Consider the following 23,435-nt stretch of genomic DNA (forward strand, 5'->3'; position numbering starts at 1 on the left):
ATGTTGGAATTTGTTCGTTTGGTCATGTTGACCGGCGGCCTGTTGGCGATCATGCCAGTGCTGCTGATCATCACCCTCGCCGTCGCGGTGGAGCGGTTTTATATCCTCAAGAAAATCCTGCGCCAGGGCCGCTATGCGCACAGCAATCTGCGCAAGGTTCCGGATAACGATGTGGATGGGCTGCAGGCGATCGTCGAGGCGTCAAGCGATGCGCTGCAGAGCCGGCTGATCAGCACCGCCATCGCCATTCGCGGCGAAAGTGCCGAGGACATGGATCTGCGGCTGGATGAGGAAATCCTCGCCGCCAGCCCGAAGATCACGCGCCGGCTCTGGGTGCTCGATACCTCCGTCACCATCGCGCCGCTGCTTGGCCTCTTTGGCACCATCGTCGGCATGATCCAGGCCTTCAACGTGCTTTCCTCCAATGGCGGTCCCTCGAAAGTCACCGGCGGCATCGCGGATGCGCTGGTCTCCACCGGCGCGGGCCTGCTCATCGCCATCATCGCGGTTTATTTTGTAAATTATTACAGCACTTTGTCGCGTGAGATCATGCATCAGCTGGAGCTGATCAAGGTGGCGCTGATCAACCGCATGCAAGGTCGCGAGACCCGGGCCGAGCCGGCGCGTCCGGTGCGCCTGTCGGCGGGGGGCTAAGCGCATGGCCCGCAGACGCCGCCACGACCCGCTGGAGCGGGAGAAGCCCCGGCTCGAAATCGTGCCGATGATCGACATCATGATGTTCCTGCTGGTGTTCTTCGTGATGATCGTGCTGCGCATGATCCCGGATTCGGGTGTCACGCTGCATCTGCCCGGCGCCTCCACGGCGCAGCCCTTGCCGCATACCCAGGTGGTGATCATCATCGACCAGCAAGGCGCGATGCATGTGAAGGACCAGGTGATGGACGACACCCAGCTGGAAACCTATCTCGAAGGCGAGAAGGCCGGGCATGATACCGATGTGATCGTCGCCGGGGACAAGGGCACCAAGCTGCAGCAGCTGATGAGCGTGATGGATCTGGTGCGCAAGGCCGGCATCACCAATATCGGCATAGCCACGGATAATCACGACGGATCTTGAATAAAGCGGTTGCGGTCCGGGCTTGCACGGTCCGCAACCGGTCCGGCACAAACATATAAACCATCGCCGAGTCTGCGGCGCGGCGATGGACAGACAGGGGTGCTTTCCATTCGCGTTGTGATCTTTCTTTCCGGGCTGGTCCTTGCCGCCGCGCTGCCCGGCGCGGCATCGGCGCAAACCATTGTGCCCACCACGCGGCCCATGAAAGTGCAATGGCGCGACCAGGCGACGTTTTCGGCGCATCTGGCGGCGGCGCAACAGGCTGTCCTGGCGCCAGGGCGCGGCGGTGTCGTCACCCAGGTGAATTTCCAGTCCGGCCAGGCGGTTGCCGCCGGCGCGGTGCTGGTGGTGTTGGATGTGGCACCCGAGCAGGCGCAGCTGGCGCTGGACCAGGCGAAGCTGGTCGAAGCCGCGCGCGCGCTCGCCCGCACCGAAAAGCTGATGGCGATCTCCGGCGCCAGCCAATCCGCCCTGGAGCAGGCGCAGGCGGTGCTGGCGGAGGACCAGGCGCAGCTGCGGCTGGACCAGGCGACGCTGGCGCAGGGCGAGATCATCGCGCCCTTCGCCGGCATCGCCGGCATCCGCGAGATTGACCCGGGCGATTATCTGCAGGCCGGGCAGAGCGTGGTGACGCTGGCGGCGCCGGGGCCGCTCAAGCTCTATTTCAGCGTCCCCCAGGCCGAGCAGGCCGGGCTGGCGCCGGGTGAGGCGCTGCGCTTCACCGCCCCGCTGGGCGGCGGCGCGCAGCTCAGCGTGCCAGGGCGACTGGTGGCCCTAGGCCCGGCGCTTGACGGCGCGAGCGATGCGCGGCCCGCCGAGGGGCGGCTGGATGGCGAGACGCCTTCTTTGCTCTCCGGCATGAATGGGGTGGTCGAGATCGCCACCGGCGCGCCCATTGCCGCGCTCCAGGTGCCCAGCACGGCGCTGACTGATTCCATGCTCGGGCCTTACGTCTTCGTGCTCTCGCCCGGCCAGGGCGGCAGCGTGGTGCACAGCCTCTATGTGAAAATCCTGGGCCGGGTGGGGGATGACAGCATCATTCAGGCGCCGGGTCTCGGCAGCGGGCAGCGCATCGTCGCACTCGGCGGCTTCCGGCTTACCGATGGCCAGCGCGTGAGCCCGCAAACGCCTTGAATATCTGGGTGAAATTGCTGCGCCAGCCGGTGCTGGTGGGGCTGGCGGCGGCGGCGCTGGGGCTGTTCGGTCTGGCCTCCGTGGTCAGCCTGCCGGTGCGCTCCAGCCCGGTGATCCCGCCGCGCTATATCGATATTTCAACCAATTTTCCCGGCGCCGACGCGGCGACTGTGGATAAATTCGTCACCTTGCCGCTGGAAAACGCGGTCTCGGCCATTGCCGGGGTGCAGTATGTCACCGGCTCGACCCAGCCGGGCAATGCCGACATCAACGCCTTCCTCGCCCCCGGCGCGGTGGCGGATACGGTGTTCGCGGAAATCCTCGCCGCCACCAATGCCGCGCGGGATAATCTGCCGGCAGCGGTGCAGCCCTCGTCGTTGAAAATCGTCGGTGACGATAATGCCAATCAGGAACTCAACATCTCGGTGCTGTTCCCGCCGAGCCTGAGCGCGGCGGAGGTCACCGCCTTTACCATCAGCAATATCGTGCCGCGGCTGGAGACGGTACCGGGCATCGGCCCGGTGACGCTTTATTCCTCCCCCCCGGCGCTGCTGGTCACGGCCGATCCGCTGCGGCTGCTGGCGCAGGGCCTGACCACGGCGCAGGTTGCGCGCAGCCTCGCCGGGGCCAGCACCGTCGCCGCGGCCGGCACGCTGCGCGACGGCGCCGCCGCGATGCCGGTGAATACCGGTGGCGATCTGACCAGCCAGGGCGCTCTCGCGGCGTTGCCGCTGGGAGCCGGGGCGGGCGGCACCACCCGGCTGGGCGATGTCGCCAAGGCCGCGATCGGCTTTACCGATAGTGGCGGCATGGCCTGGTGGGACCGCGTGCCGAGCGTTTACGTCGCCGCCGGGGTGGCGCCGGGCGGCAATATCATCACGGTCGCGGCGCAGCTGCGCCGGCTGGTGGGCACGCTGCAGCCGATGATGCCGCCGGGGGTCAAGCTCGTCGTCAGCTATGATCAATCGATCGGCGTCTCGCAATCGCTGCGCGATCTGGCGATGACGCTGCTGGTCACCATCCTGCTGGTCGGCGCCATCACCGTCGCCGCGCTGGGCAGCCTGCGCGCGGCGGCGGCGCCGTTCCTGGCCATCTTCCTGTCCCTGCTCGGCGCCGGGCTGGTGATGCGCGTCTGCGGGCAGAGCTTCAATCTCTTCACCATCATCGCGCTGGTGCTGGCGGTGGGGTTGGTGGTGGATGACGCCATCGTCGTCGTCGAGGATATTTTCCGCCGCACCGCCGATGGCGCGCCGGCGCGTGAGGCGGCGGAGCTGGCCATCACCCGCCTCGCGCCGGTACTGGCGGCGATCTCCTCGACGCTGGTGGTCGCCTTTCTGCCGCTGGGCTTTCTCTCCGGCCTCACCGCCGCCTTGTTCCGGCCGTTCGCGCTGGTGCTGATCTCGGCCTTCCTGGTCTCGCTGGCGGTGGCGCTGGGCATCGTCCCCAGCATCGCGATGTGGGCGAGCCGGACCTATGTGCACAAGCCGGGTGCCGGGCTGCTGGATAAACTTCGCGATGCCTATGTCCGCCGCCTCACGCCCTTGCTGGACAGAACCGGGCTGGTCGCGGCGCTGGTGCTGCTGGCGGTGGCCGGCTGCGCGGTGCTGGCTTCACTCGCCCCGCGCAATCTCGACCCCGCGCCCGATGGGCTGGATGTGAATATCTACGCCGCCGGGCCGAATGGCGCCTCGCAGGATTATCTCAACGCCCAGGCGCTGACCATGGAGGCGCTGCTGCACCGGCTCTATCCCGGCATGCCGGACTGGCTGGTGGCGGTGGAGTCCCAGCACGCGATTTTCGGCGGCTACACCTTCGCAACACCCGGCCAGGCGGCGCGGGCCGTCGCCCGGTTGTCCGGCGCGCTCGCCGCCCTGCCGGGCCTGGCCGCCTATGTTTCGCAGGATACCGGCCTGCCCGGCGCGCAGGACCTGCCCGTGTCCGTCAATATCTCCGGCCAGGCCAGCGCCGCGCGGCTGCTCGCCATCGCCGCCAAAATGCAAAGCGCCGCCTATGCCAGCGGCGATTTCGATTTCGTGCAGATCTCGCCCGGCCAGCCGCAATATCAGTACCGGCTGCGGATCAACCGGCTGCTCGCCGCCCGGCTCGGCATCCGTGAGGCGGATATCGACGAGGTGGTCAGCGCCGCGCTCTCGCATGCCCAGCTCGGCCAGGTGGAGGTGCGGGGCGACGCGTTGAACGTCACGCTGGCGCTGCCCGACCGGCTGCGGCCCGCCACCTTGCTGGCCTTGCTGGTGCCCACCGCCGGGGGCGGCAGCGTGCCGTTGGGCACCGTGGCATCGCTGGTTGGGGAGGAGCTGCCCAACGCGCTTGGCTCCTGGCAGGGTCTGCCCAGCGTCAATATCCAGGCGCAGCCCCATGCCGGGGTGGCGATGAGCCGGGCGCTGGGGACTCTGCGCCGCGCCTTCGCGGCCCAGCCCACGCGCGATCTCAGCTTCGGCTATAGCGGCCCCTCGGAAACCTATCGCGAGGCGAATGCGCAGAATGCCAAGCTGTTCGCGTTCGGCCTGGCCGGGCTGTTCTTCCTGCTGGCAGCACAATTCCGCTCCCTGCGCGACCCGTTCGTGGTCATCGCCACCGTGCCGCTGGCCAGTTTGGGGCCGCTGATTTTGTGCCTGGCGGGCGGGGCGACATTGAACATCGTCACCGAGATCGCGCTGCTGACGGTCTGGGGGCTGATCGCGCGTCAGGGCATTTTGTTCGTGCAGGTGGCGCATGAGGGCGCGGCGCTTGGCTTGCCCACCCGCACCGCTTCGCTGCGCGCGGCGCGGCTGCGCTTCCGGCCGATCCTGATGATCACGCTGGCGCTGCTGGGCGGGGCGGTGCCGCTGCTGCTGGCCTCCGGCCCGCAAGCCACCATCCGCTACGATCTCGGCGCAGTGCTGGCGACGGGCATGGGCGGGGGCTTCCTGCTCTCCTTGTTCGCGGTGCCGGCCCTCTATTGCCTGCTCCACCGGCGGCGCCATGCGGGCTAAGCGCCTCCTGCTGCTGCTCGCTCTGGCCCTGGCCGGATGCGCCCCGAAATTGCCGGCGCCGGAGGTGACGGTGAAGGTCAGCGCCTATCTGCCGGGGCAGGGCGGGCAGGTGGCCGCCCTGCCCACCGCGTGGTGGCAAATCTTCGACAACCCCGCTTTGGACCGGCTGGAGCAAAGCGGCCTGCGCGCCAACAGCGATATCGCCCAGGCCGGCGCCGCCCTGGCGGCGGCGCGCGACGATGCACGGGCGGCCGATGGCGTCTTTCTGCCGCAGCTCGTGCTGGGGCCATCCGGTTATCCGGAAATCTCCCGGCAATCCTACCCGACCGGGCCGAACGGCTATCCGCCTTATACGATCTACACCCTGGCCGGCGAGATCAGTTACGATCCCGGGCTGTTCGGGGCGCGGCATTTCACCTTCGCCAACGGCGCCGCGCTGGCCGCCTACCAGGCGGCGGAGCTGGACGCGGCGCGCCAGAGCGTCACCGGCAACATCGCCGCCGCCGCCATCGCTTTGGCGGGGGACGAGGCGCAGATCGAGACCACCAGCCGCATCATCGCCAGTGAGCAGCGCCTGCTCACCTTGCTGCAAGGCGAATATGCGGATGGCGCGATTCCGCAACTCGATGTCCTGCAGCAGCAGAGCAGCATCCTTGCCACCCAGGCGAGCCTGCCGGCTCTGCGCACCCAGGCGCAGCAGCAGCGCGACCGGCTGGCGGTGCTCACCGGGAGCCTGCCCGCCTCATTCACCGTGCCTGTTCCGCGCCTCGCCGAGCTGGCGTTGCCTGCGAACATTCCGGTGGTGCTGCCGAGCGCCTATCTGCAAAACCGGCCGGATATCCGCGCCGCCCTGGCGCAGGTGGCGGCGCAGCACGCGGCGCTTGGCGTCGCGGTCGCGCATATGTATCCGGATCTGAGCCTCTCGGCCACGGGCGGCTATGCCGCCGAGCTTACCAGCGCGCTGTTCAACACCAGCTCGGCCTTCTGGCTGCTCGCCGGCAATTTGCTGGCGCCGCTTTACGAAGGCGGTACGCTGCACGCCCACAAACAGGCGGCGCAAGCGCAGCTCGCCGGGGCGCTCAGCGCCTATCATGGCGCCGTGCTCAACGCCTTTGCCCAGGCGGCGGATGCGTTGAGCGCGGTGCAAAATGGCCAGGACGCGCTGGCCCGCGCCAGCGCCGCCGCGCAAACCGCGGATCGCGCCTACCAGCTCGCCGCCGCGCAATACCGGCTGGGCGCGGTGGATTACACCACGGTGCTGACCGCCCAGACCCAGGCGGCGCAGGCGGCGCTGTCGCAAATCCAGGCCCGCACCACGCTGCTCGCCGCCATCGCAACGTTGCAGAGCGCCATGGCGAATTGACGTTGTTTTGAGGATGATTCCGTCGATCATCGGCCGGAAAAAATCATCGGTCGCGGGCAGCGGCGCGCACGACATTTTAATCCAAATATGTGGTTTTAGATTTATTGCAATTTTAGCCTCGGCTTTTTTGAAACCAAAAAGCCGGAAAAATTTGGTTGCGGTGCAAAAAATCCTGGACAGTGCCGGTGTCCCGCTGCTACTCAACCGAACCCGTTTGAATTTTTTAAAGGAGGGGCTGATGAAATCATTTATTCTCTATCCCTCCGCCCATGGCGCGCGCGCCGGCATATAGCCGGCCTTTTTCTCCGCCTCTTTTCCTTTTTCATTTCATTCAGCCGGAAGGCCGGTCCGTTCAGGGCCGGGAGCAACCGTGTCTCTCATCGATAAGAATTCCGCGCGCCCGATGGGCCGCGTGCTGTTATTTCTGCTGCGTCTGTGGCGCCGCCATGCCTGGCTCGTCGCGATGATCGTCGCGGCGATGATCGGCGCGACGCTGACGGATGTGCTGATGCCGCTTTTCGCCGGCAAGCTGGTCACCGATGTCGCCGCCACCGGGCCGCGCTTGCGCGAAGCGCACGCGGCGCTGGTGACGGTCGGCATCATGGCCGGGCTCGGCGCCTCGCAGACTCTGCTGCGCAATATCGTGTTTCGCGGCGTGGTCGCGCTCAGCCTACGCAACATGGCTGAATCCGCGCAGGAGGCCTTTAACCGCGTGCAGCGTTTCTCATCGGACTGGCACGCCAACAGCTTCGCCGGCTCGGTCCAGCGCAAGATCACCCGCGGCATGTGGGCGATCGACATGCTGAACGATACGCTGCTGGTGGCGCTGCTGCCGGCCTTGTGCGTGCTGGGGGGCACCGCCGCGGTGCTGGGCTGGCGCTGGCCGGTAATGGGCGGGCTGCTGGCCGGCGGCGCCTTGCTTTATATCGTGCTGGCCACGTCGCTCTCGGTTGGCTGGGTGGCGCCTGCGGCGCAACTCTCCAATCGCTGGGATACAAGGGTCGGCGGCGCCCTCGCGGATGCGATTTCCTGCAACGCGGTGGTGAAGGCCTTCGGCGCGGAAGCCCGTGAGGACGAGATTCTGCGCGGCGTGCTGGCGAAATGGGCCGCGCGCACCCGCCGCACCTGGATTCGCGGCACCAATTCCGGCACCATCCAGGGCGTGGCGCTGCTGCTGCTGCGCACCGGCGTCACCTCGCTCGCGGTCTGGCTCTGGTGGAGCGGCCGCGCCTCGCCCGGCGACATCGCGACGGTGCTCACCGCCTACTTCGTCATCCACGGCTATCTGCGCGATATCGGCTTTCACATCTCGAATCTGCAGCGCGGCGTCAACGATATGGAGGAGCTGGTGGCGCTGCACAGCCAAGGGCTGGGGGTGGAGGATGCGCCCGACGCGCGGCCCATCCGCATCGGCAATGGCGAGATCGTCTTCGATCGTGTCGGGTTCCGCTACGGGCCGCACGCCTTGCCGCTGTTCGAGGATTTTTCCCTGCGCATCGCGGCGGGCGAGCGTGTCGGGCTGGTCGGCCATTCCGGCTCGGGCAAGACCAGCTTCGTCAAGCTGTTGCAGCGCCTGCACGATGTCAGCGCCGGCGCGATCAGGATCGACGGGCAGGATATACGTGCCGTGCGTCAGGCCAGCCTGCGCGCCAATCTCGCCATCGTGGCGCAGGAGCCGATCCTGTTTCATCGCTCGCTGGCGGATAACATCGCCTATGCCCGGCCCGGCGCCAGCCTGGCGGAGATCGAGCAGGCCGCCTGGCTCGCCAACGCGCATGAGTTCATCGCCCGGCTGCCGCGCGGCTACCAGACCCTGGTCGGCGAGCGCGGGGTGAAGCTCTCCGGCGGTGAGCGCCAGCGCGTCGCCATCGCCCGCGCCTTCCTGGCGAATGCGCCGATCCTGATTCTCGACGAGGCGACGGCCAGCCTGGATTCCGAATCCGAGGCTTTGATTCAGGAAGCGATGGAACGGCTGATGACCGGCCGCACCGTCATCGTCATCGCGCATCGCCTCTCCACCGTGCGCGCGCTGGATCGGATTTTGGTGTTCGATCGCGGCCGGCTGGCGGAAGAGGGCCCGCACGAAGCGTTGCTGACGCGTGAGGGCGGCATCTATCGGCGTTTGTTCGAACGCCAGGCGATGGGCTTGCTGCCTGCCGAATCCTGAGCCGGCGACAATCCTTGACATCATCACCCGGCCGCCCAACGGCGCGGCCGGGTGATAATGCGCGCAGCGCGTGTTTGGCCGGGCGCGGCAGCGTCACGATCAACACATAAAAATTCCGCCAAAACAAAATCGGGCCGGAGGATCAGCGCGTTTGGCGCTGTTTGACAAGAATTTGGCATGCGCCGGTGTTCATTCCCGCGTCATGCCCCTGCCATTCTGCACGCTGCAGTGGGACGCATCCCACCGCCCTCAGCGAAACAAAGCGCGGATAGATCCCGCGCGCGAAAAGAATGGGAGCCTCGAAAATGGATTTATGCAGGATTGGCGTGGCCGGGCTTTGCGGCTGGCTGGCAATGGCCGGTGGCGCGATGGCGCTCACCCCCCCGGCGGGCATCGAAATTGACGGCGCCTGGCTGGGAAATCTCACTCTTTCCGGGGGCGCGGATGGGTATGGCTTCGTGCAGAGCGGCACCAGCCACGCGGCCTTTAACGGCAACAACATCACCGGCACCAGGCTGGCGAACGCGTTGATCGAGCTGCAGAAACCGGCCGGGCTGGTGCAGTTCAACCTCGCCATCGGGGCCAATACCGGCGCCATGCCGCTGGGCAGCGCGCCGATTCAGGCCAGCGTCAACAGCCTGGCGACGGGACCGCTTTATTACGGCTATCTGACCATTGCCCCGCCGGGCAGCCCGGTGACAGTCTCCGCCGGACAGTTGATCTCGCTGGAGGGATTCGAAGCCGGCACGGACTGGTATAATTCCAATCTGTTCACCAGCGCGCTGTTTTATACCCAAAGCGCGATGTTTCGTGGCGCCGAGCTGAATTATGCCAGCAAGGCGCTGAATGCCACGATCGCCTGGGGGGATGGCTACGAGACGGGGGTGTTCAACACGGTGGAGGCGGTGGCAACCTACCAGCTGCCGCACGGGCAATCCATCGCCGCCTATTATGCGGGGGCGCTCGGGCGGGTGGGGCTGAACGCGAAAACCTATGCTGGCACCGGCTCTTATGGAGATCCCGCGCATTTCGCCACGGTTGGCACCTTCGGCGCGAACTATGCCAATTCGCAGATGTTCGGCGCCTATTATACATTCAGCGACGGCGCCCTGAGCCTTACCCCGGAAATCCAGTATCAATATGCCAAGGCGGATGCGCGGCTGGTCCAACCAGGCTCCGCCGCGATGGGCAAATTCTCCAGCATGTTCGGCGCCGCCCTGTTCGCGGATTACCCGATTGCCAACACGCCTTACGAGATCGGTGGATTTGCGGAATATTTCACCAGCAACGGGCCGGATAGCTGGTTCATCGCGCCGGGCGCGCGCGGGGTGGGCTTCGCCATAACGCCAAGCTGGCAGCATAAGGATCTCTTCATCCGCGCCTCCGCCGGCTACATGCATCTGCTCAACGGCTCCTATGCCGGCAACGGGCAGATTGGCGCCTTCGGCAATCAGGCCGGGGGGCGCGACGTGGTGCAGGGCCTGCTTGAGGCGGGGATTTTGTTTTGAGCACCATCCGGTCAAACCTCGTCGTTTGATCGGATCAAGCCGCGCGCTCAAACAAAATCCGACTCACACGGGCCGCACCGGCGGGGCCGCATGCCGGCCCCGCCGCTTGTCTTTGTAAACTTCACCACAAGGATACCTGGACTGATGAACGATCCACGCCTGGAATTCGCTTTCGAGATCAACGCTGCGCTCGCCCCCCCGCTGGATGGCGGACCCGGCCGCCACGGGCATAGGCGCATCAACCCGATCACCGGCGGATGGGTGCGGGGGCCGCGCCTGCAAGGGCGCGTGCTGCCCGGCGGGGCGGATTATGAATGGGTGCGCGCGAATGGCTGCTCGGTGCTGGACGCCCATTACGCGCTGCAGGCCGAGGACGGCACGCCGATCTATATCCGCAATCAAGGCCTGTTCATCGCCGATGCGGCGCTGCTGCGGCGTTTGGATGCGGGCGAGAGCGTTGATGAGGCCGCCTATTATTTCCGCTGCGCGCCATTGTTCGAAGCGCCGGAAGGGCCGCATGGCTGGCTGAGCGAGCGCCTCTTCATCGGCAGCGGCGCCTTCCGGCACGATCATGTATTGATCAAGATTTTTGAATTTCTCTGACGGAGGAAGGCGTTTTCAGCAACGCATGAAGGCGTTGCGGCGGCGCACCGAAACGCCGTCAACCGCCGGCCTCAACGCATGAGGTCGGCGCCATGATCGACCGATATTGGTCCAATCTGCTCCGCTTCATCGCGGCGTCGGCGCTGCTGCCCGTCTAGGCGCTCGTTTCCAGAGGCGGACCTTACAGCCCGGGCTGCGCGGCCTGGCGCATGGCGCGGGGCGATTTGCCGGTCCAGCCGCGGCAGGCGCGCGAGAAGCCGGAAAGTTCGCTATAGCCGAGCCGCGCGGCGATCTGCTTCATCGGCAAGCCGGGATTATCCAGCATGGTTTCGGCGATGCCGCGCCGCTCCTCCTCCAGCAACAGGCGAAAATTCAGCCGCTCATCCTGCAGCCGCCTTTGCAGCGTGCGCACGGAAAATCCCAGCTCCCGGGCAACATCCTGCAGCGTCACCGGCCCGCGCCCGAGCAAATGCCGGATCGTCTCGCGCAGGCTCTCGCCCAGGCTGCAAGGCTGGCTTTCGCGCGCCAGCAAATCCTCCAGATGCCGCAGCACCACCGGCCGCAAGGAAGGGGTGGCCAGCGGGTTGGCGCGGGTGACGTCGGCGGCGGCGATGATGATACGGCTCTCCGAGAGGCCGAAATGCACCGGCGCGCGGAAAATCTGCCGCAAGGCCGCCTCCCGCCCCTGGCCGGCATGGGCGAATTGCACCTCCAGCGGGCTCCAGTTGCGCGACAGAAAACCACGGATGAAGCTGATCGCGCTGGCGGTGGTCATTTCGGTATCCTGGCAGCGCATCGGCACGGCGGGGTCGTGAATTCTGTAGCTCAGCACGCACAACCCGTCGCGCTGTTCCACCCGCATCTGCGTATGGCTCTGGATCAGCGGCGCGAATTTCGGAAAATGGGCGAAAACATCCGCGAGGCTGGAACTGGCGCTGAACAGCGCGCCAAATGGCCCGGCCTGCTCTGCCTTATAGGTCATCCCGATCCGCGCCCCCAGGCAAGGATCACCAATCAGCGCCGCCGCCTGCTCGATCAATAAGGAGGGGGTTTCCAGCTTGATCCAACGATAAGGGTCGCTGATCATGGCAGGGTCAATGCCATATCGCGCGAGCAGCGCCCGGCGCAATTCCGGCGGCACCTGAGGGTGGTCCATGAAAGGTTGCAAGGTGATCGCGCGGATCCGCGATTCGGCTGGTTTTGGTGCGGACAATTTATCATTCCTTCCTGCGGTAAACCGCGGATGGTGTTTTCTCCCGGTCCTTCGTCTTATCCCCCCGGCGCGCAAACGCAATATGGAGGCTGGGGAGGCTGGCGTGTTTTGACAAGTTTTTGGCGCGGCCTCCCGCTCCCCCCGGCGCCAGGCGGCGTTAGGCTTGGCCTCTGATCCGTGGAAACATAACAATGAGGCGGGGTTCATGAGTGAAATAATCGAGCAGGTCGAGCCGGCGGCTCCCTCCATCCTGATTGCAACATCCGATGCCGGGCTGAAGCGCGGCGCCATTGGCCTGGCGGAAGCCTTCGCCTCGACCTTGGCGAATATCGCGCCCGCGGAGGCGATTTTCTCGCTGATCGGGCTGATCGCCGCCTTCATGGGCAGCTTCACGCCCTGGACCTTCCTCATCACCGGCTTCGCCATCGCCGCCACCGGCTGGAATCTGTCGGAATTCGCCGTGCGGGTGCCGAGTGCCGGCAGCTTCATCGGCTTCATCTATCATGGCGGCAACGCCATCCGCCCCGGCTATGGCCGCTTCACCAGCGCCATGACCTTCTATCTCGGCATTCTCGGCGGGCCGATCACCCTGGCCTCGGTCTCGGTGTTTCTGGGCTCCTGGGTGCAGACGGCGCTGGGTTTGCCAAACATCTGGTGGCTGATCATCGCCCTGGCGGGGATCGTCCTCAGCGTGCCGGTCTTGCTGCGCGGCATCGCCGCCTCAACCCATGTCGCCTTCGTGCTGTTCCTGGTCGAGGCGGTGGGGCTGGTGCTGTTTTCCGTCGTCGTGCTGGCGCAGTCCGGTCCGGCACTGGCCGCGCCGTTGCATCCGGCGGGGGGCATGCCGGGCGGGTTCGCCGGGCTCAACGGCATCGTCTTCACCGCCGCCTTGTTCAGCTATGTCGGCTGGGAGAATTCCGGCAGCCTGGGCGAGGAGCTGCGCCATCCGCGCCGCAACGTGCCGATCGCGGTGATCGGCTCCATCGCCATGATCGGCGTGCTGTATATTCTGGTCACCTGGGCGGCGGTGTCCGGCTATGCCGCCTGGCATGGGGCCGGCCCCGGCATGACCCGCCTTGCCGACCCCACCAATGCGGCGCCCTTCATTGAGCTCACCGACCATTACATGCCCTGGTTCCATTGGGTGATGGTGTTCATCGGCCTGACCAGCGCCATCGGCTCCTATATCGCGGCGGTGACGGCGGTTTCCCGCTGGACCTATGCCGCCGCGCGTGGCGGCTTGCTGCCAGCCCCCTTCGCGCGGGTAAGCGCCATCTCCCGCGTCCCCGTGATGTCGGTTTTGATCTGGAACCTGCTGATCGGCTTTTTCGTGATCGCCGCCTATTTCCTGTTCAACGGCGATGCGGTCACCGGCACCGGCTATCTGGCCGGCATCGGCGCCGCGCCGATCACGGTTGGTTATTTCCTGATGGCCTTGCTCTGCCCTGTGTTCATCTGGCGGACGGACCGGGCGCGGTTTGGGCTGTTCCGGCATGTCCTGCCGGCCCTGATCGGCGTCGTCACCATCGGCAACGGGCTCTACCAGGCGGTCTCGCCCTACCAGCCGCCGCCGGCCAACCGGTTCTGGATTTATATCGGCGGCATTTTCGTGCTCGCGCTGGCCGCCACGATCTACAAATTGGCCACGCGGGGAGCTGCGATCGACCGGCTTGGCTATGTCGTCCCGGAGGATGAAGCGTAATGACCAGCTTCGCGGATATCATAATTCGTAATAGCCACATATTGCGCCCCGATGGGCTGGGCTGGCGCGAGGATGCGGATTGCCTGGCGCTGGCCGGCGGCAAGATTTGCGCGCTCGGGCGGGCGGCGGAGATGGCGGCCTGGCGCGGCCCGGGGACCGAGATGATCGATCTGGCCGGCGGCTATCTGACCCCCGGCCTGGTCGATGGCCATGCCCACCCGATCCAGGGGCATGATCTGCAGATCGGGCTGGATCTGGCCGAGGTGCGCGATATGGGGCAGCTGCGCGCCGCCCTGGCGCAAGCCGCTTCCGCCCTGCCGCCGGATGCCTGGCTGCAGGGCCACGGGTTGGACCCCTCGCTGCTGGCGCAAGCCGGCCATCCGGCGGACGAGCTGGAGGCGGCGGCCGGCGGCCGGCCGGTGTTTCTGCTGTTCTTCGATTATCATGGCGCCATGGTCAGCCGCGCGGCGCTGGCCCGGGCCGGCATCACCGGGCCGCGCGGCTTTGCCAGCGGGGCGGATATTCTCTGCGATGCGGCGGGCCGCCCCACCGGCACCTTGCTGGAGACGGAGGCGGTGGAGCTGGTCCGCGCCGTGCTGCCGCGCCTGGAGCAGGCGGCACGCCTGGCCTCGATGCGCGCCTTGTTCGAGCGGATGGCCGACGCCGGCCTGACCGGCATGCATGTGATGGACGCCAATGGCGACAGCCTGGATTGTTTTGCCGCACTGGAGGCGCAAGCCAAGCTGCCCTTGCGCTTTCATATTCTGCCCTGGGTGAATCCCGGCGCCACGCGCGCGGAGCTGGAGGCGGTTCTGGCCTTGCAGAGCCGCGCCGGCCGGCTCTGGCGGGTCTGCGGGGCGAAATTCTTCATCGACGGCACCATCGATGCCGGCACCGCCTGGCTGCATGAGCCGGACACGCAGGGCGGCTCCACCGGGCCGCATTGGCCCTCCCCGGAGGCCTATAGCGAGGCGGTGCGGTTTTTCGGCGAGCGGGGCGTGCATACCGCCACCCATGCGATCGGCGACAAGGCGGTGCGGCATGTGCTGGATACGCTGGCCAGCCTGCCGCCCCCGATCCGCGCGGCGGCGCGCCACCGGGTGGAGCATATCGAAACCCTGCCCGATGAGGATGTCGGCCGGTTCGCTTCGTTGCAGGTGTTGCCCTCGATGCAGCCTTCCCACGCGGTGCGCTATGCCAGCGCTGACCTGAGCGATCCGTGGTCGCAGCGTCTGGGGCCGGTGCGCGCGGCGCGGGGATGGCGCACCGCCGACATCGCCGCGACCGGTGTGCCCCTGGTGCTCGGCTCTGATTGGCCGATCGCCCCCTATGATGCGCGTGAGATCCTGGCCTGCGCGGTGGCGCGCCGCCTGCCGGGGCGGGCGCTGGCGCCGGTGGGCGCGGAGCAAACCCTCTCGCGCGCCGCGGCGCTGGCCGGTTTGACCCGCCATACCGCCTATGTGGTGCAGGAGGAGACCAGGCTGGGCGCGGTGCTGCCGGGCTACGACGCGGATCTGACCGGATTTTCGGTCGATCCGCTCAATGCCGGTGTCGATGAGCTGGGGACGGCGCCGTTCCGGCTGACGGTGAGCGACGGCCAGGTGACGCATCGCCTGGCTAAATGACATAATCGAAAAAATTTTCGGTGCCGCCTCTTAAAAAGCGGTGAAGAGACATGGGGGCATTTTGTAAAAAGCCCCCATACCTCCAAAAACTTTTATAAATTTTTCAGTGTGTTGGCTTAAACAATCGTGAAGAGGCTGTTTCAAAAGTCGCTATGGCGGCCGCCAGAGTGGCTTTTCAAACAGTCTCTATGCGCCGGGAAGGCTCAGCTTCACCCTCACGCCCCCGGCATCCGATGCCCCGACCATCATCGTGCCGCCATGCAACGCCACCACCGCATTGACCAGAGGCAGGCCGAGGCCATAGCCGCCGGCTTGCCGGGTCGGGTCGAGCTGGACGAAGCGCTGCATCACGCGCTCGCGCTGCGCGGCCGGGATGCCCTGGCCATCATCGCTGAGGGTGATGTCGATCCGCCCGTCGCGGCGCTGTGCCGAGAGCCGGGCCGTCTTCGCGCCGGCGGCATGGATCAGGATATTGTCGAGAAGATTGGCGATGGCCTGGTTGATCAGATCGCGGTCGCCGAGCAGCTGCAGCCCCGGCTCGATCTGCGCCTCCAGCGCCAGCCCGCCATCCGCCATGGCGGGCTCATAGCTTTCGACGAGCGTTTCCAGCAAAGACGTCAGCGCCAGCGTTTGAAACCGCGCCCGCCGCGCCCCCGCTTCGATTTCCGCCAGGCGCAGCAAGGCCGAGAAAATCGCCAGCGCCTGGTCGAGCTGGGCGATCGCCTCGTCGCACACGGCGCGGAAGCGCTCATCCTGCATCTGCGCGCGCGAAAGTTCGAGATGCTCGCGCAGCCGTGCCAGAGGTGAGCGCAGATCATGGCTGATATCGTTGGTGACCTGACGCAGATTTTCCATCAGCTGCTGGATGCGCGCCAGCGCCTGGTTCACCTCCCTGGCCAGCCGGTCGAATTCATCCTCATGCCGGCTCAGCGCGATGCGCTGGGTGAGGTCGCCGGCGACGATATCGTGCAGGGTGCGGGTGAAGCCATCGAGCCGGCGGGTGGTGGCCCGGCCGATCAGCAGGCTGATGATCAGCCCCAGCGCCATGATGGTGCCGAACACGCCGAGGAAGGAGCGGGCGATCAGGCTTTTCAGCGTCATCAGCGCGCTGGCGTCGGCGGCGATGAACAGGCGCTCGCCATGCGGCAGGTTCAGCACGGTGCCGCGGACCGCCAGAACATGTGGCGGCAGGCCGAGATCCGGCGCGCGGGGCAGGGTCTTCGGCCCGGTCCAGTGTGCCGCGACGTCGGGGGCGGGGCGGAAATTGCCGGCCAGCCAGGTGCCGTCCGGCGCCAGCGCGGCATAAAGCAGGCCGCTGCCCTCGGCCAGCGTGGCGCGGACATTCCAGGCCACGCCGAGCTGATTGGCGGCGATGTCGGCAGAGATGTCGGCTTGCGCGGCGGCGACGCGCGCATCGATCTGGTCGCGCCAGCTGGATTCGGTGGCGTGGTGGACGATGGCGAACACCAGCAGCGCCCCGGCCAGGCAGACCAGCACCACGCCCCAGGCGAGCCTGATCCCCGGAACCCGCCAGACCCGGTTAAGCCACATCCAGCCTGTACCCGGCGCCGCGATAGGTATGGATCAAAGGCGGCGAGAATCCCTGGTCGATCTTGCCGCGCAGCCGGCTGATCTGCGCCTCGACGATGCTGGTCTGCGGGGTGAAGTGAAAGCCCCAGACATCCTCCAGCAGCATGGTCTTGGTGACCACCTGGCCGCGATGCCGGAACAGATATTCCAGCACCTCATATTCGCGCGGCTTCAGCGTGATGCGCTGCCCGGCCCGCCAGACGCTGCGGGTGGTGCGCTCCAGCTCCAGATCCGCGATTTGCAGCCTTGTGGCGGGAGCAGGGGCGCGGGCGCGGCGGGCCAGGGCGCCGAGGCGGGCGGACAGCTCCGGCAGGGCGTAGGGTTTGACCATATAGTCATCGCCGCCGGCGCGCAGCCCCTCCAGCCGGTCATCCAGCCCGCCAAGGGCGGTGAGAAACAAAGCCGGGGTGTGGATGCCGGCCCCGCGCAGCGTCTGCAGCAGGGCCAGCCCGTCCAGCCCGGGGAGCATGCGGTCGATGATCAGCACGTCGAAGCTGCCGGCGGCGGCGGCGAGCAGCCCGGCGCGGCCATCGGCGGCCAGTTCGATCTCGTGGCCCTCCGGCGCCAGCCCGGCGCGCAGATTGGCCGCCGCCTGGGCGTCATCCTCGATCAGCAGGAGTTTCATGCCGCCCAGCCTGCCGCGCGCGGGGCTGGCTGGCAATTCGGCCGGGGGCCAAGGCAAAAATTAAATTCCTGCATAGTTGGCGATAGACGGCGGACAAATTGACATGGTTATGAGCGCGGTCATGAAGCCCCGTTTGCTGAACTATCTGTGCCTGCCGCTCGCTTTGGGCCTGTCCCAGTGCGCCAGCTATCATGCCGCCCCGCTGCCCGCCGCGCCGGACCTGCGGGCCGGGGTGAGCGGGCTGCGGACCCGCCTGCCGGATGGCACAGCGCTGGATGTGAGCGGGCCGCTCAGCCCGCAAACCCTGGCCAAGCTGGCGGTGCTGAACGACCCGGATCTGGTCGCCGCCCGGGCCCAGCGCGGGGTTAGCGAGGCCAATCTGCTGGCCGCCGGGACGCCGCCTGATCCCAGCATCACTGGCGGGTTCGCGGCCCTGCTCAGCGGGCCAGGCAGCATGCCGGCGCTGACCGGCGCCTTCACCCAGGATCTCGGCGCGCTGATCACCGGCCCGGCCGACCGGGCGGCCGCCCGCGCCGGGCTGAAGCAGACGAATGAGGATATTCTCTGGCAGGAATGGCAGGTGGCGGCGAAGGCGGAGCAGCTGGCGGTGACGCTGGCGGGCGACCGTGAGACGCTGGCCAGCCTGCGCCAGGATGATGCGCTGCTGAGCCGGATCAACAGCGAGACGCAAACCCAGATCAGCGCCGGCAACCTCACCAGCAATGAGGGGGTGACGGCGCTGAGCGCGCTGGCGAGTGTGCAATCCAGCGAAAACACCACCGCCCAGGCGGCGCAGCAGGATGAGGTGGCGCTGGATGCGCTGCTGGGGCTGCAGCCGCATACGCCGGTTGCCATCGCCGCCCCCGCCATCGCCGCGCCGTCCCCGGCGGCGGTGCAGGCGGCACTGGCCAGCCTGGCGCAGCGCCGGCCGGATCTGCTGGCCTTGCGTTATGGCTATGAACAGGCGGACCAGAAATTGCGCGCCGCCATACTCAGCCAGTTCCTGCCGCTCAGCCTGGGCGGGGCGGGCGGGCGCGATACCTCCAATGTCTGGAGCTTCGGGCCGCAATTCACCCTGACCTTGCCGCTGTTCAACCGCAACCGTCCGGCGATCAAGGCGGCGGAGGCGTCAAGGGCGGCGCTGCGGGCGCAATATCAGAGCGCGCTGGACAATGCCGCCGGGGCCGCCGCCGCGCTGCCGGCCCAGATCGCGCTGCTGCAGAGCGAGCTGCGGACCGCGCAAACCCAGGCGGCGCAGGCCCGGGCGATGGCGGATTCGGCACAGTCCCTCTACCAGGCCGGGCAGCTGGCCGGGCCGGTGTTCGCCAATCTCGCCGCTGTGGCCGGGGAACGGCAGCGCAGCGCCATCGCGTTGCGCGCCCAGTTGCAAACCGCTGAACTCTCTTTGGCCACGCTGCTCGGCTTTGGCCTGACGCAGCCGCTTACGGAACATCCCGCATCATGAAACCGATCTATCCGATTGCCGCCGTCATCCTCGTTGCCGGGCTCGGGGCCTGGTATGCTCTGAGCCCCGCCGCGCCGGCGGATAATACCCCCACGCCGGTCGCCACGGTGAGCACGGTTGCGGTTCGCAGCCAGAGCCTGCCGCGCCTGATCGACGCGCCGGGCAGCATCATCGCCGGCACGGCGGAGCAGAGCCTGGCGCTGAAGGCGGCCGGGGTGCTGGTGAGCTATCAGGTGGTGCCGAATGAGGCGGTGCAGCAAGGCCAGGCGCTGGCCCAGCTGGGGCCGGACCCGGTCGAGGCCGCCAATCTGGCCAAGGCGCAGGATGCGCTCTCGGCCGCCGATGCGGCGCGGGCGCATGTCGCGGCGCTGTTGCCGGCGCATCTGGCCACCAAGTCCGACCTCGCCGCCGCCACCCAGGCGCAGCGTGACGCCGCCAGCGCCCTGGCGGCGCTGCGCGCCACCGGCGCCGGGCAGAGCTATACGCTGAAGGCCCCGGCGGCGGGTCTGATCACCGCGCTGCCGGCCACCCCGGGCGGCAGCCTGCCGGCGGGCAGCGTGCTGGTGAAATTCGTGCCGCAAAGCGGGCTGGTGGCGCAGATCGGACTCGAGCAGAGCAAGGCCGCCCAGCTGCAGCCCGGCGATGACGCGACGCTGACGAAGCTGAATGGCGGCGCCCCGGTGGCCGCCCGCGTGGTTGGCATTGCCGGCGGGTTGGATGCGCAGACCGGGCTGATCGACGTGACGCTGCGCCCCGCCGCCCCGGTGACGCTGGGCGCCCCGGTGCGGGTGCAGATCCAGGCGGGGCAGCTGGAGGGCGTGCAGGTGCCCAACGAGGCCGTGCTGCGCGATGAGAAAGGGCTGTATGTGTATCAGCTCGATGCCAAGGGGATCGCGCATCGGGCGGATGTGGAGCTGCTGCAGCAGGGGGCCCGGACCAGCGTGCTGGCGGCCAAGGGGCTGAATCCCGCCTGGAAGATCGCCACCCAGGGTGCCTACCAGCTCAGTGACGGCATGCAGACCGCCACCCAGGGGGCTGGCTCGTGAAGTTCAGCGCCTGGCTGGACCGGCATCGCCGTTTCGTTCTCACTTTGGCCACCGCCCTGGCGCTGGCCGGGTTGAGTGCCGCCATCTCCTTGCCGATCGGGCTGTACCCCGACGCCTCCTTTCCGCGCGTGCGCGTCACTGTCGATACCGGCAGCCAGGCGGCCTCGCAGATGGTGCTGGCGGTGACGCAGCCGGTGGAGCAGGCGGTGCGCGCGGTGCCCGGCGTCGTCAACGTGAAATCCGTCACCTCGCGCGGCTCGGCGATGCTGACGGTGGATTTCGCCTGGGGCACCAACATGCCCACCGCGATGCTGGGGGTGAACGCGGCCCTGGCGCAGACCGTGCCCAGCCTGCCGCCCGGGGTGAGCTATAATGTTCTGCAGATGCTGCCGAACGTGTTTCCGTTCATGGCCTATGCGCTGACCTCCCCCAGCGTCGGCCTGGTGAAAATGCGCAACCTCGCGAAATACCAGCTGGTGCCGCTGCTCTCCGGGGTGAAGGGCATCGCCCATGTCCAGGTCCAGGGCGGCGATACCGGCGAGGTCGAGGTCTCGGCTGATCCGGCGCGGCTGGCGGCGGCGCATCTCACCCTCACCGATCTGGTCAATGCGATCTCGGGTGCGGCCAGCCTGCAATCGGTCGGGCAGATCGAGGATCATCAGCTGCTCTATCTGCTGCTCACCAATAACAGCGTCAGCGGCGTGCGGGATGTGAAGAATATCGTGCTGCGCGCCGGCCCTGGCGGGGTGCTGCATGTGGGGGACGTGGCGCAGGTGAGCCAGGGCGTGGTGCCGCAATTCCTCGGCGTCGATGCCGACGGCAAACAAGCTGTCACCTTGCTGCTCTACCAACAGACCGGCTCGGACATGGTCGCCACCGCCAAGGCCGTCGATAAGGCGCTGGCCGGGTTCAAGGGGCAGATTCCACCCGGTGTCAGCCTGAGCAAATGGTACGACCAGAGCACGCTGGTGCTGGCCGCGGCAGGCTCCGTGCGCGATGCGATCCTGATCGGCATCGTGCTGGCCGCCGGGGTGCTGTATCTGTTCCTGCGCAATGGCCGGATCACGCTGCTGGCCATCACCATCGTGCCGGCCTCGCTGGCGGCGGCGGTGATGGTGCTCTCAATGGCCGGGCTCAGCTTCAACATCATGACCCTCGGCGGTCTGGCGGCCTCGGTCGGGCTGGTGATCGACGATGTGATCGTGATGATCGAGTTCATCGCGCATCGCAGCGGCCATCCCGCGCGCGGCGCCGGGCGGTTCTGGGTGTTGCAGGCGGGGAGCGCGTTTTTGCGGCCGCTGACCGGCTCCTCCGCGGCGACGCTGATCGTCTTCGTGCCGCTGGCCTTTCTCTCCGGTGTCACCGGCGCCTTCTTCAAGGCGCTGTCGATCACCGTGGCCTCCACGCTGCTCGCCTCCTGGCTGCTCACCGCTTTGGTGGTGCCGCTGCTGGCCGCGACCCTGGTGGATTTCGACCGCTGGACCGACCCCGGCCAGAACGGCCAGGGCTGGCTCGGGCGCACGCATGAGCGGCTGCTGAACCGCTTCCTCACCCGGCCGGTCCTGCTCGCCTTGCCGGTGCTGGGGCTGGTGGTGGTGGGCTATCTCTCCTACAGCCATGTGCAGACCGGCTTCATGCCCTCGCTCGATGAAGGCGGGTTCGTGATGGATTATCTCACCGCCCCCGGCACCTCGCTGGCCGAGACCGAGCGCGAGATGCGCGAGATCGAGGCGATCCTGCACAAGGACCCCGCCGTCGCCAGCTATTCGATGCGCGCCGGCGCCGGGTTTGGCGGCGATCTCGCGGAATCCAACAAGGGCGATTTCGTCATTCGCCTCACCCCGCTCAGCCAGCGCGCCAATATCGATGTGGTGATGAACCGCATCGCCAATGAGGTGACGGCGAAGGTGCCGGGCGTGCAGATCGATCCGCATCAGCTGATGTCCGACGAGCTGGGCGACATGACCGGCACGCCGCAGCCGATCGATGTGCGCCTCGCCGCGGCCGATCCGGCGGCGCTGGAAGGCGCGGCGCAGCGCGTGGCGGCGGCTTTGGGCAAGATCCAGGGGGTGGATTCCATCGATGACGGCGTGGTCCCGGCGGGCGATGCCATCGAGATCCATGTCAACCAGGCCCGCGCTGCGGCTCTGGGGCTCGATCCAAGCAAGGTCGCCGCGATTCTGCAGACCGCGATGGCCGGCACGGTGGCCGCGACCTTCGAGGGCAACAACCAGCTCACCGGCATCCGCGTGCGCGCGCAAGGCGCGGCGGGGCTGAACACCACGCAGCTGGGGCAATTGCCGATCCCGACGCCGGCCGGCGCGCTGGTGCCGCTCTCCAGCATCGCCAGCTTCTCCATCGCTTCCGGCCAGCCGGAGATCACCCGCGAGGATTTGCAGCAGGTGGTGGATGTCACCGCCCGGCTCAACGGCACCGGGCTCGGCGCCGGCATCGCCGAAGTGAAAAAGGCGCTGGCCCAGCCTGGTATTCTCGGCAACGGCGTAACCTACACGCTGGGCGGGCTCTACAAGCAGCAGCAGATCGCCTTTGCCGGTCTGGTGCGGGTGTTCATCGCCGCCTTGCTGGCGGAGTTCGTGCTGCTGCTGCTGCTCTATGAGCGCTTCGCCTGGGTGGCGGCGATCATCTGCACCTCGCTGCTCTCCACCACCGCGGTGTTCACGGGGCTGTTCCTCACCGGCGTGCCGCTGAACATCACCGCGATGATGGGCATGGTGATGATCGTCGGTATCGCCACCGAGATGGCGATCTTCTTCGTCTCCGAGGCGCAGCATCTGCTGGAGACGCTGCCGCCCCGCGAGGCCTTCGCCACGGCGGCGGCAAACCGGCTGCGGCCGATCGCGATGACGACGCTGGCGGCGATTCTGACGCTGCTGCCGCTGGCGCTGGATCTCGGCCAGGGGGCGGGGATGCAGCAGCCGCTGGCGATTGCCATCATCGCCGGGCTGCTGGTGCAGTTTCCCTTGGTGCTGCTGGCGCTGCCGGTGCTGCTGCTGAAACTCACCAAGCCCCGCGCCTAGAGCAATATCCGATCAAACGGATTCGTTTGATCGGATAAATTTGCTCGCTAAAACAGAATCTAGAGCATCAAGCTAAAAGCTTGATGCTGGCGCGTCAGGATAAACATAAATTGCTCTCGTATCGTGGTTCTGAAATCTACTTATTTCAGAACCATGAAATTAGAGCGAGATGGGTTTACAGCCGCCCGCTCTGGCTTTTCTTTGGCGAGCCTTCTCATCTGTTGATCGTGACGCCCCAGCCTCAAGATAAACAGATAGCGCGCTCATTTCTCCACCGCTCAAAAG

The 23,435-nt window shown here is 67.0% G+C and carries 17 protein-coding genes; 14 read left to right on the top strand and 3 right to left on the bottom strand.

Features of this window, described 5'->3' with window-relative positions:
* From T331_RS0109260 to T331_RS0109300, 9 genes are all read left to right on the top strand, one after another.
* Positions 1–654 (top strand): MotA/TolQ/ExbB proton channel family protein, encoded by a 654-nt coding sequence (locus T331_RS0109260; RefSeq protein ID WP_026439807.1) that lies wholly within the window; start codon positions 1–3, stop codon positions 652–654.
* A 4-nt stretch (positions 655–658) separates the two neighbouring features.
* Positions 659–1,078 carry an ExbD/TolR family protein gene (locus tag T331_RS0109265; RefSeq protein ID WP_026439808.1) on the top strand — a complete coding sequence of 140 codons (420 nt, stop codon included), beginning with the start codon at positions 659–661 and terminating at the stop codon, positions 1,076–1,078.
* Between the two features lie 201 nt (positions 1,079–1,279).
* Positions 1,280–2,212 (top strand): efflux RND transporter periplasmic adaptor subunit, encoded by a 933-nt coding sequence (locus T331_RS0109270; protein WP_211248702.1) that lies wholly within the window; start codon positions 1,280–1,282, stop codon positions 2,210–2,212.
* Positions 2,209–5,205: an efflux RND transporter permease subunit gene (locus T331_RS0109275; protein ID WP_026439810.1), complete on the top strand. Its 2,997-nt coding sequence runs from the start codon at positions 2,209–2,211 to the stop codon at positions 5,203–5,205. The genes T331_RS0109270 and T331_RS0109275 overlap by 4 nt, the downstream gene beginning before the upstream one ends.
* The gene (locus T331_RS17905) at positions 5,195–6,568 is read left to right on the top strand and encodes an efflux transporter outer membrane subunit (RefSeq protein WP_051622278.1); all 1,374 of its coding nucleotides are present in this window, start codon (positions 5,195–5,197) and stop codon (positions 6,566–6,568) included. The genes T331_RS0109275 and T331_RS17905 overlap by 11 nt, the downstream gene beginning before the upstream one ends.
* 13 nt (positions 6,569–6,581) lie before the next feature.
* On the top strand, positions 6,582–6,860 hold the full coding sequence (locus T331_RS19890) for a hypothetical protein (RefSeq protein WP_155992671.1): 279 nt from the start codon (positions 6,582–6,584) through the stop codon (positions 6,858–6,860).
* A 111-nt stretch (positions 6,861–6,971) separates the two neighbouring features.
* Positions 6,972–8,735: an ABC transporter ATP-binding protein gene (locus T331_RS0109290; RefSeq protein ID WP_051622279.1), complete on the top strand. Its 1,764-nt coding sequence runs from the start codon at positions 6,972–6,974 to the stop codon at positions 8,733–8,735.
* Positions 8,736–9,040: 305 nt separating this feature from the next.
* Positions 9,041–10,243, top strand: coding sequence for an outer membrane beta-barrel protein (locus tag T331_RS17910; protein WP_162173895.1), 1,203 nt, complete (start codon positions 9,041–9,043; stop codon positions 10,241–10,243).
* A gap of 144 nt (positions 10,244–10,387) precedes the next feature.
* The gene (locus tag T331_RS0109300) at positions 10,388–10,846 is read left to right on the top strand and encodes a DUF3237 domain-containing protein (protein ID WP_035179777.1); all 459 of its coding nucleotides are present in this window, start codon (positions 10,388–10,390) and stop codon (positions 10,844–10,846) included.
* Between the two features lie 181 nt (positions 10,847–11,027).
* Here the strand turns inward: T331_RS0109300 and T331_RS0109305 are convergent, their stop codons facing one another.
* Complete coding sequence (locus T331_RS0109305) at positions 11,028–12,002, bottom strand: AraC family transcriptional regulator (RefSeq protein WP_026439813.1); 975 nt, start codon at positions 12,000–12,002, stop codon at positions 11,028–11,030.
* 262 nt (positions 12,003–12,264) lie between these two features.
* On the opposite strand from T331_RS0109305, the gene T331_RS0109310 reads away from it, so the two are divergent.
* Together T331_RS0109310 and T331_RS0109315 are read left to right on the top strand one after the other, a co-directional pair.
* Positions 12,265–13,761, top strand: a complete 1,497-nt coding sequence (locus T331_RS0109310) for an APC family permease (protein WP_026439814.1) — start codon at positions 12,265–12,267, stop codon at positions 13,759–13,761.
* 41 nt (positions 13,762–13,802) lie between these two features.
* Entirely contained in the window at positions 13,803–15,386 is a 1,584-nt protein-coding gene (locus T331_RS0109315) for an amidohydrolase (RefSeq protein WP_211248703.1), read from the top strand.
* 186 nt (positions 15,387–15,572) lie between these two features.
* Here the strand turns inward: T331_RS0109315 and T331_RS17915 are convergent, their stop codons facing one another.
* Positions 15,573–16,937 (bottom strand): sensor histidine kinase, encoded by a 1,365-nt coding sequence (locus tag T331_RS17915; protein ID WP_051622281.1) that lies wholly within the window; start codon positions 16,935–16,937, stop codon positions 15,573–15,575.
* Positions 16,927–17,601, bottom strand: coding sequence for a winged helix-turn-helix domain-containing protein (locus T331_RS0109325; RefSeq protein ID WP_008495418.1), 675 nt, complete (start codon positions 17,599–17,601; stop codon positions 16,927–16,929). The genes T331_RS17915 and T331_RS0109325 overlap by 11 nt, the downstream gene beginning before the upstream one ends.
* Before the next feature lie 121 nt (positions 17,602–17,722).
* Here T331_RS0109325 and T331_RS0109330 point away from each other — a divergent pair, with 121 nt between their 5' ends.
* From T331_RS0109330 to T331_RS0109340, 3 genes are read left to right on the top strand one after another with little or no spacing between them, the layout of a single operon-like run.
* Positions 17,723–19,066 carry a TolC family protein gene (locus T331_RS0109330; RefSeq protein ID WP_162173896.1) on the top strand — a complete coding sequence of 448 codons (1,344 nt, stop codon included), beginning with the start codon at positions 17,723–17,725 and terminating at the stop codon, positions 19,064–19,066.
* Positions 19,063–20,112, top strand: a complete 1,050-nt coding sequence (locus T331_RS0109335) for an efflux RND transporter periplasmic adaptor subunit (RefSeq protein WP_026439817.1) — start codon at positions 19,063–19,065, stop codon at positions 20,110–20,112. The genes T331_RS0109330 and T331_RS0109335 overlap by 4 nt, the downstream gene beginning before the upstream one ends.
* Positions 20,109–23,150: an efflux RND transporter permease subunit gene (locus T331_RS0109340; protein WP_026439818.1), complete on the top strand. Its 3,042-nt coding sequence runs from the start codon at positions 20,109–20,111 to the stop codon at positions 23,148–23,150. Before T331_RS0109335 ends, T331_RS0109340 begins: the two co-directional genes overlap by 4 nt.
* Positions 23,151–23,435: the final 285 nt, after the last annotated feature.

It is taken from the genome of Acidocella facilis ATCC 35904, assembly GCF_000687875.1.
Taxonomy (GTDB): Bacteria; Pseudomonadota; Alphaproteobacteria; order Acetobacterales; family Acetobacteraceae; genus Acidocella; species Acidocella facilis.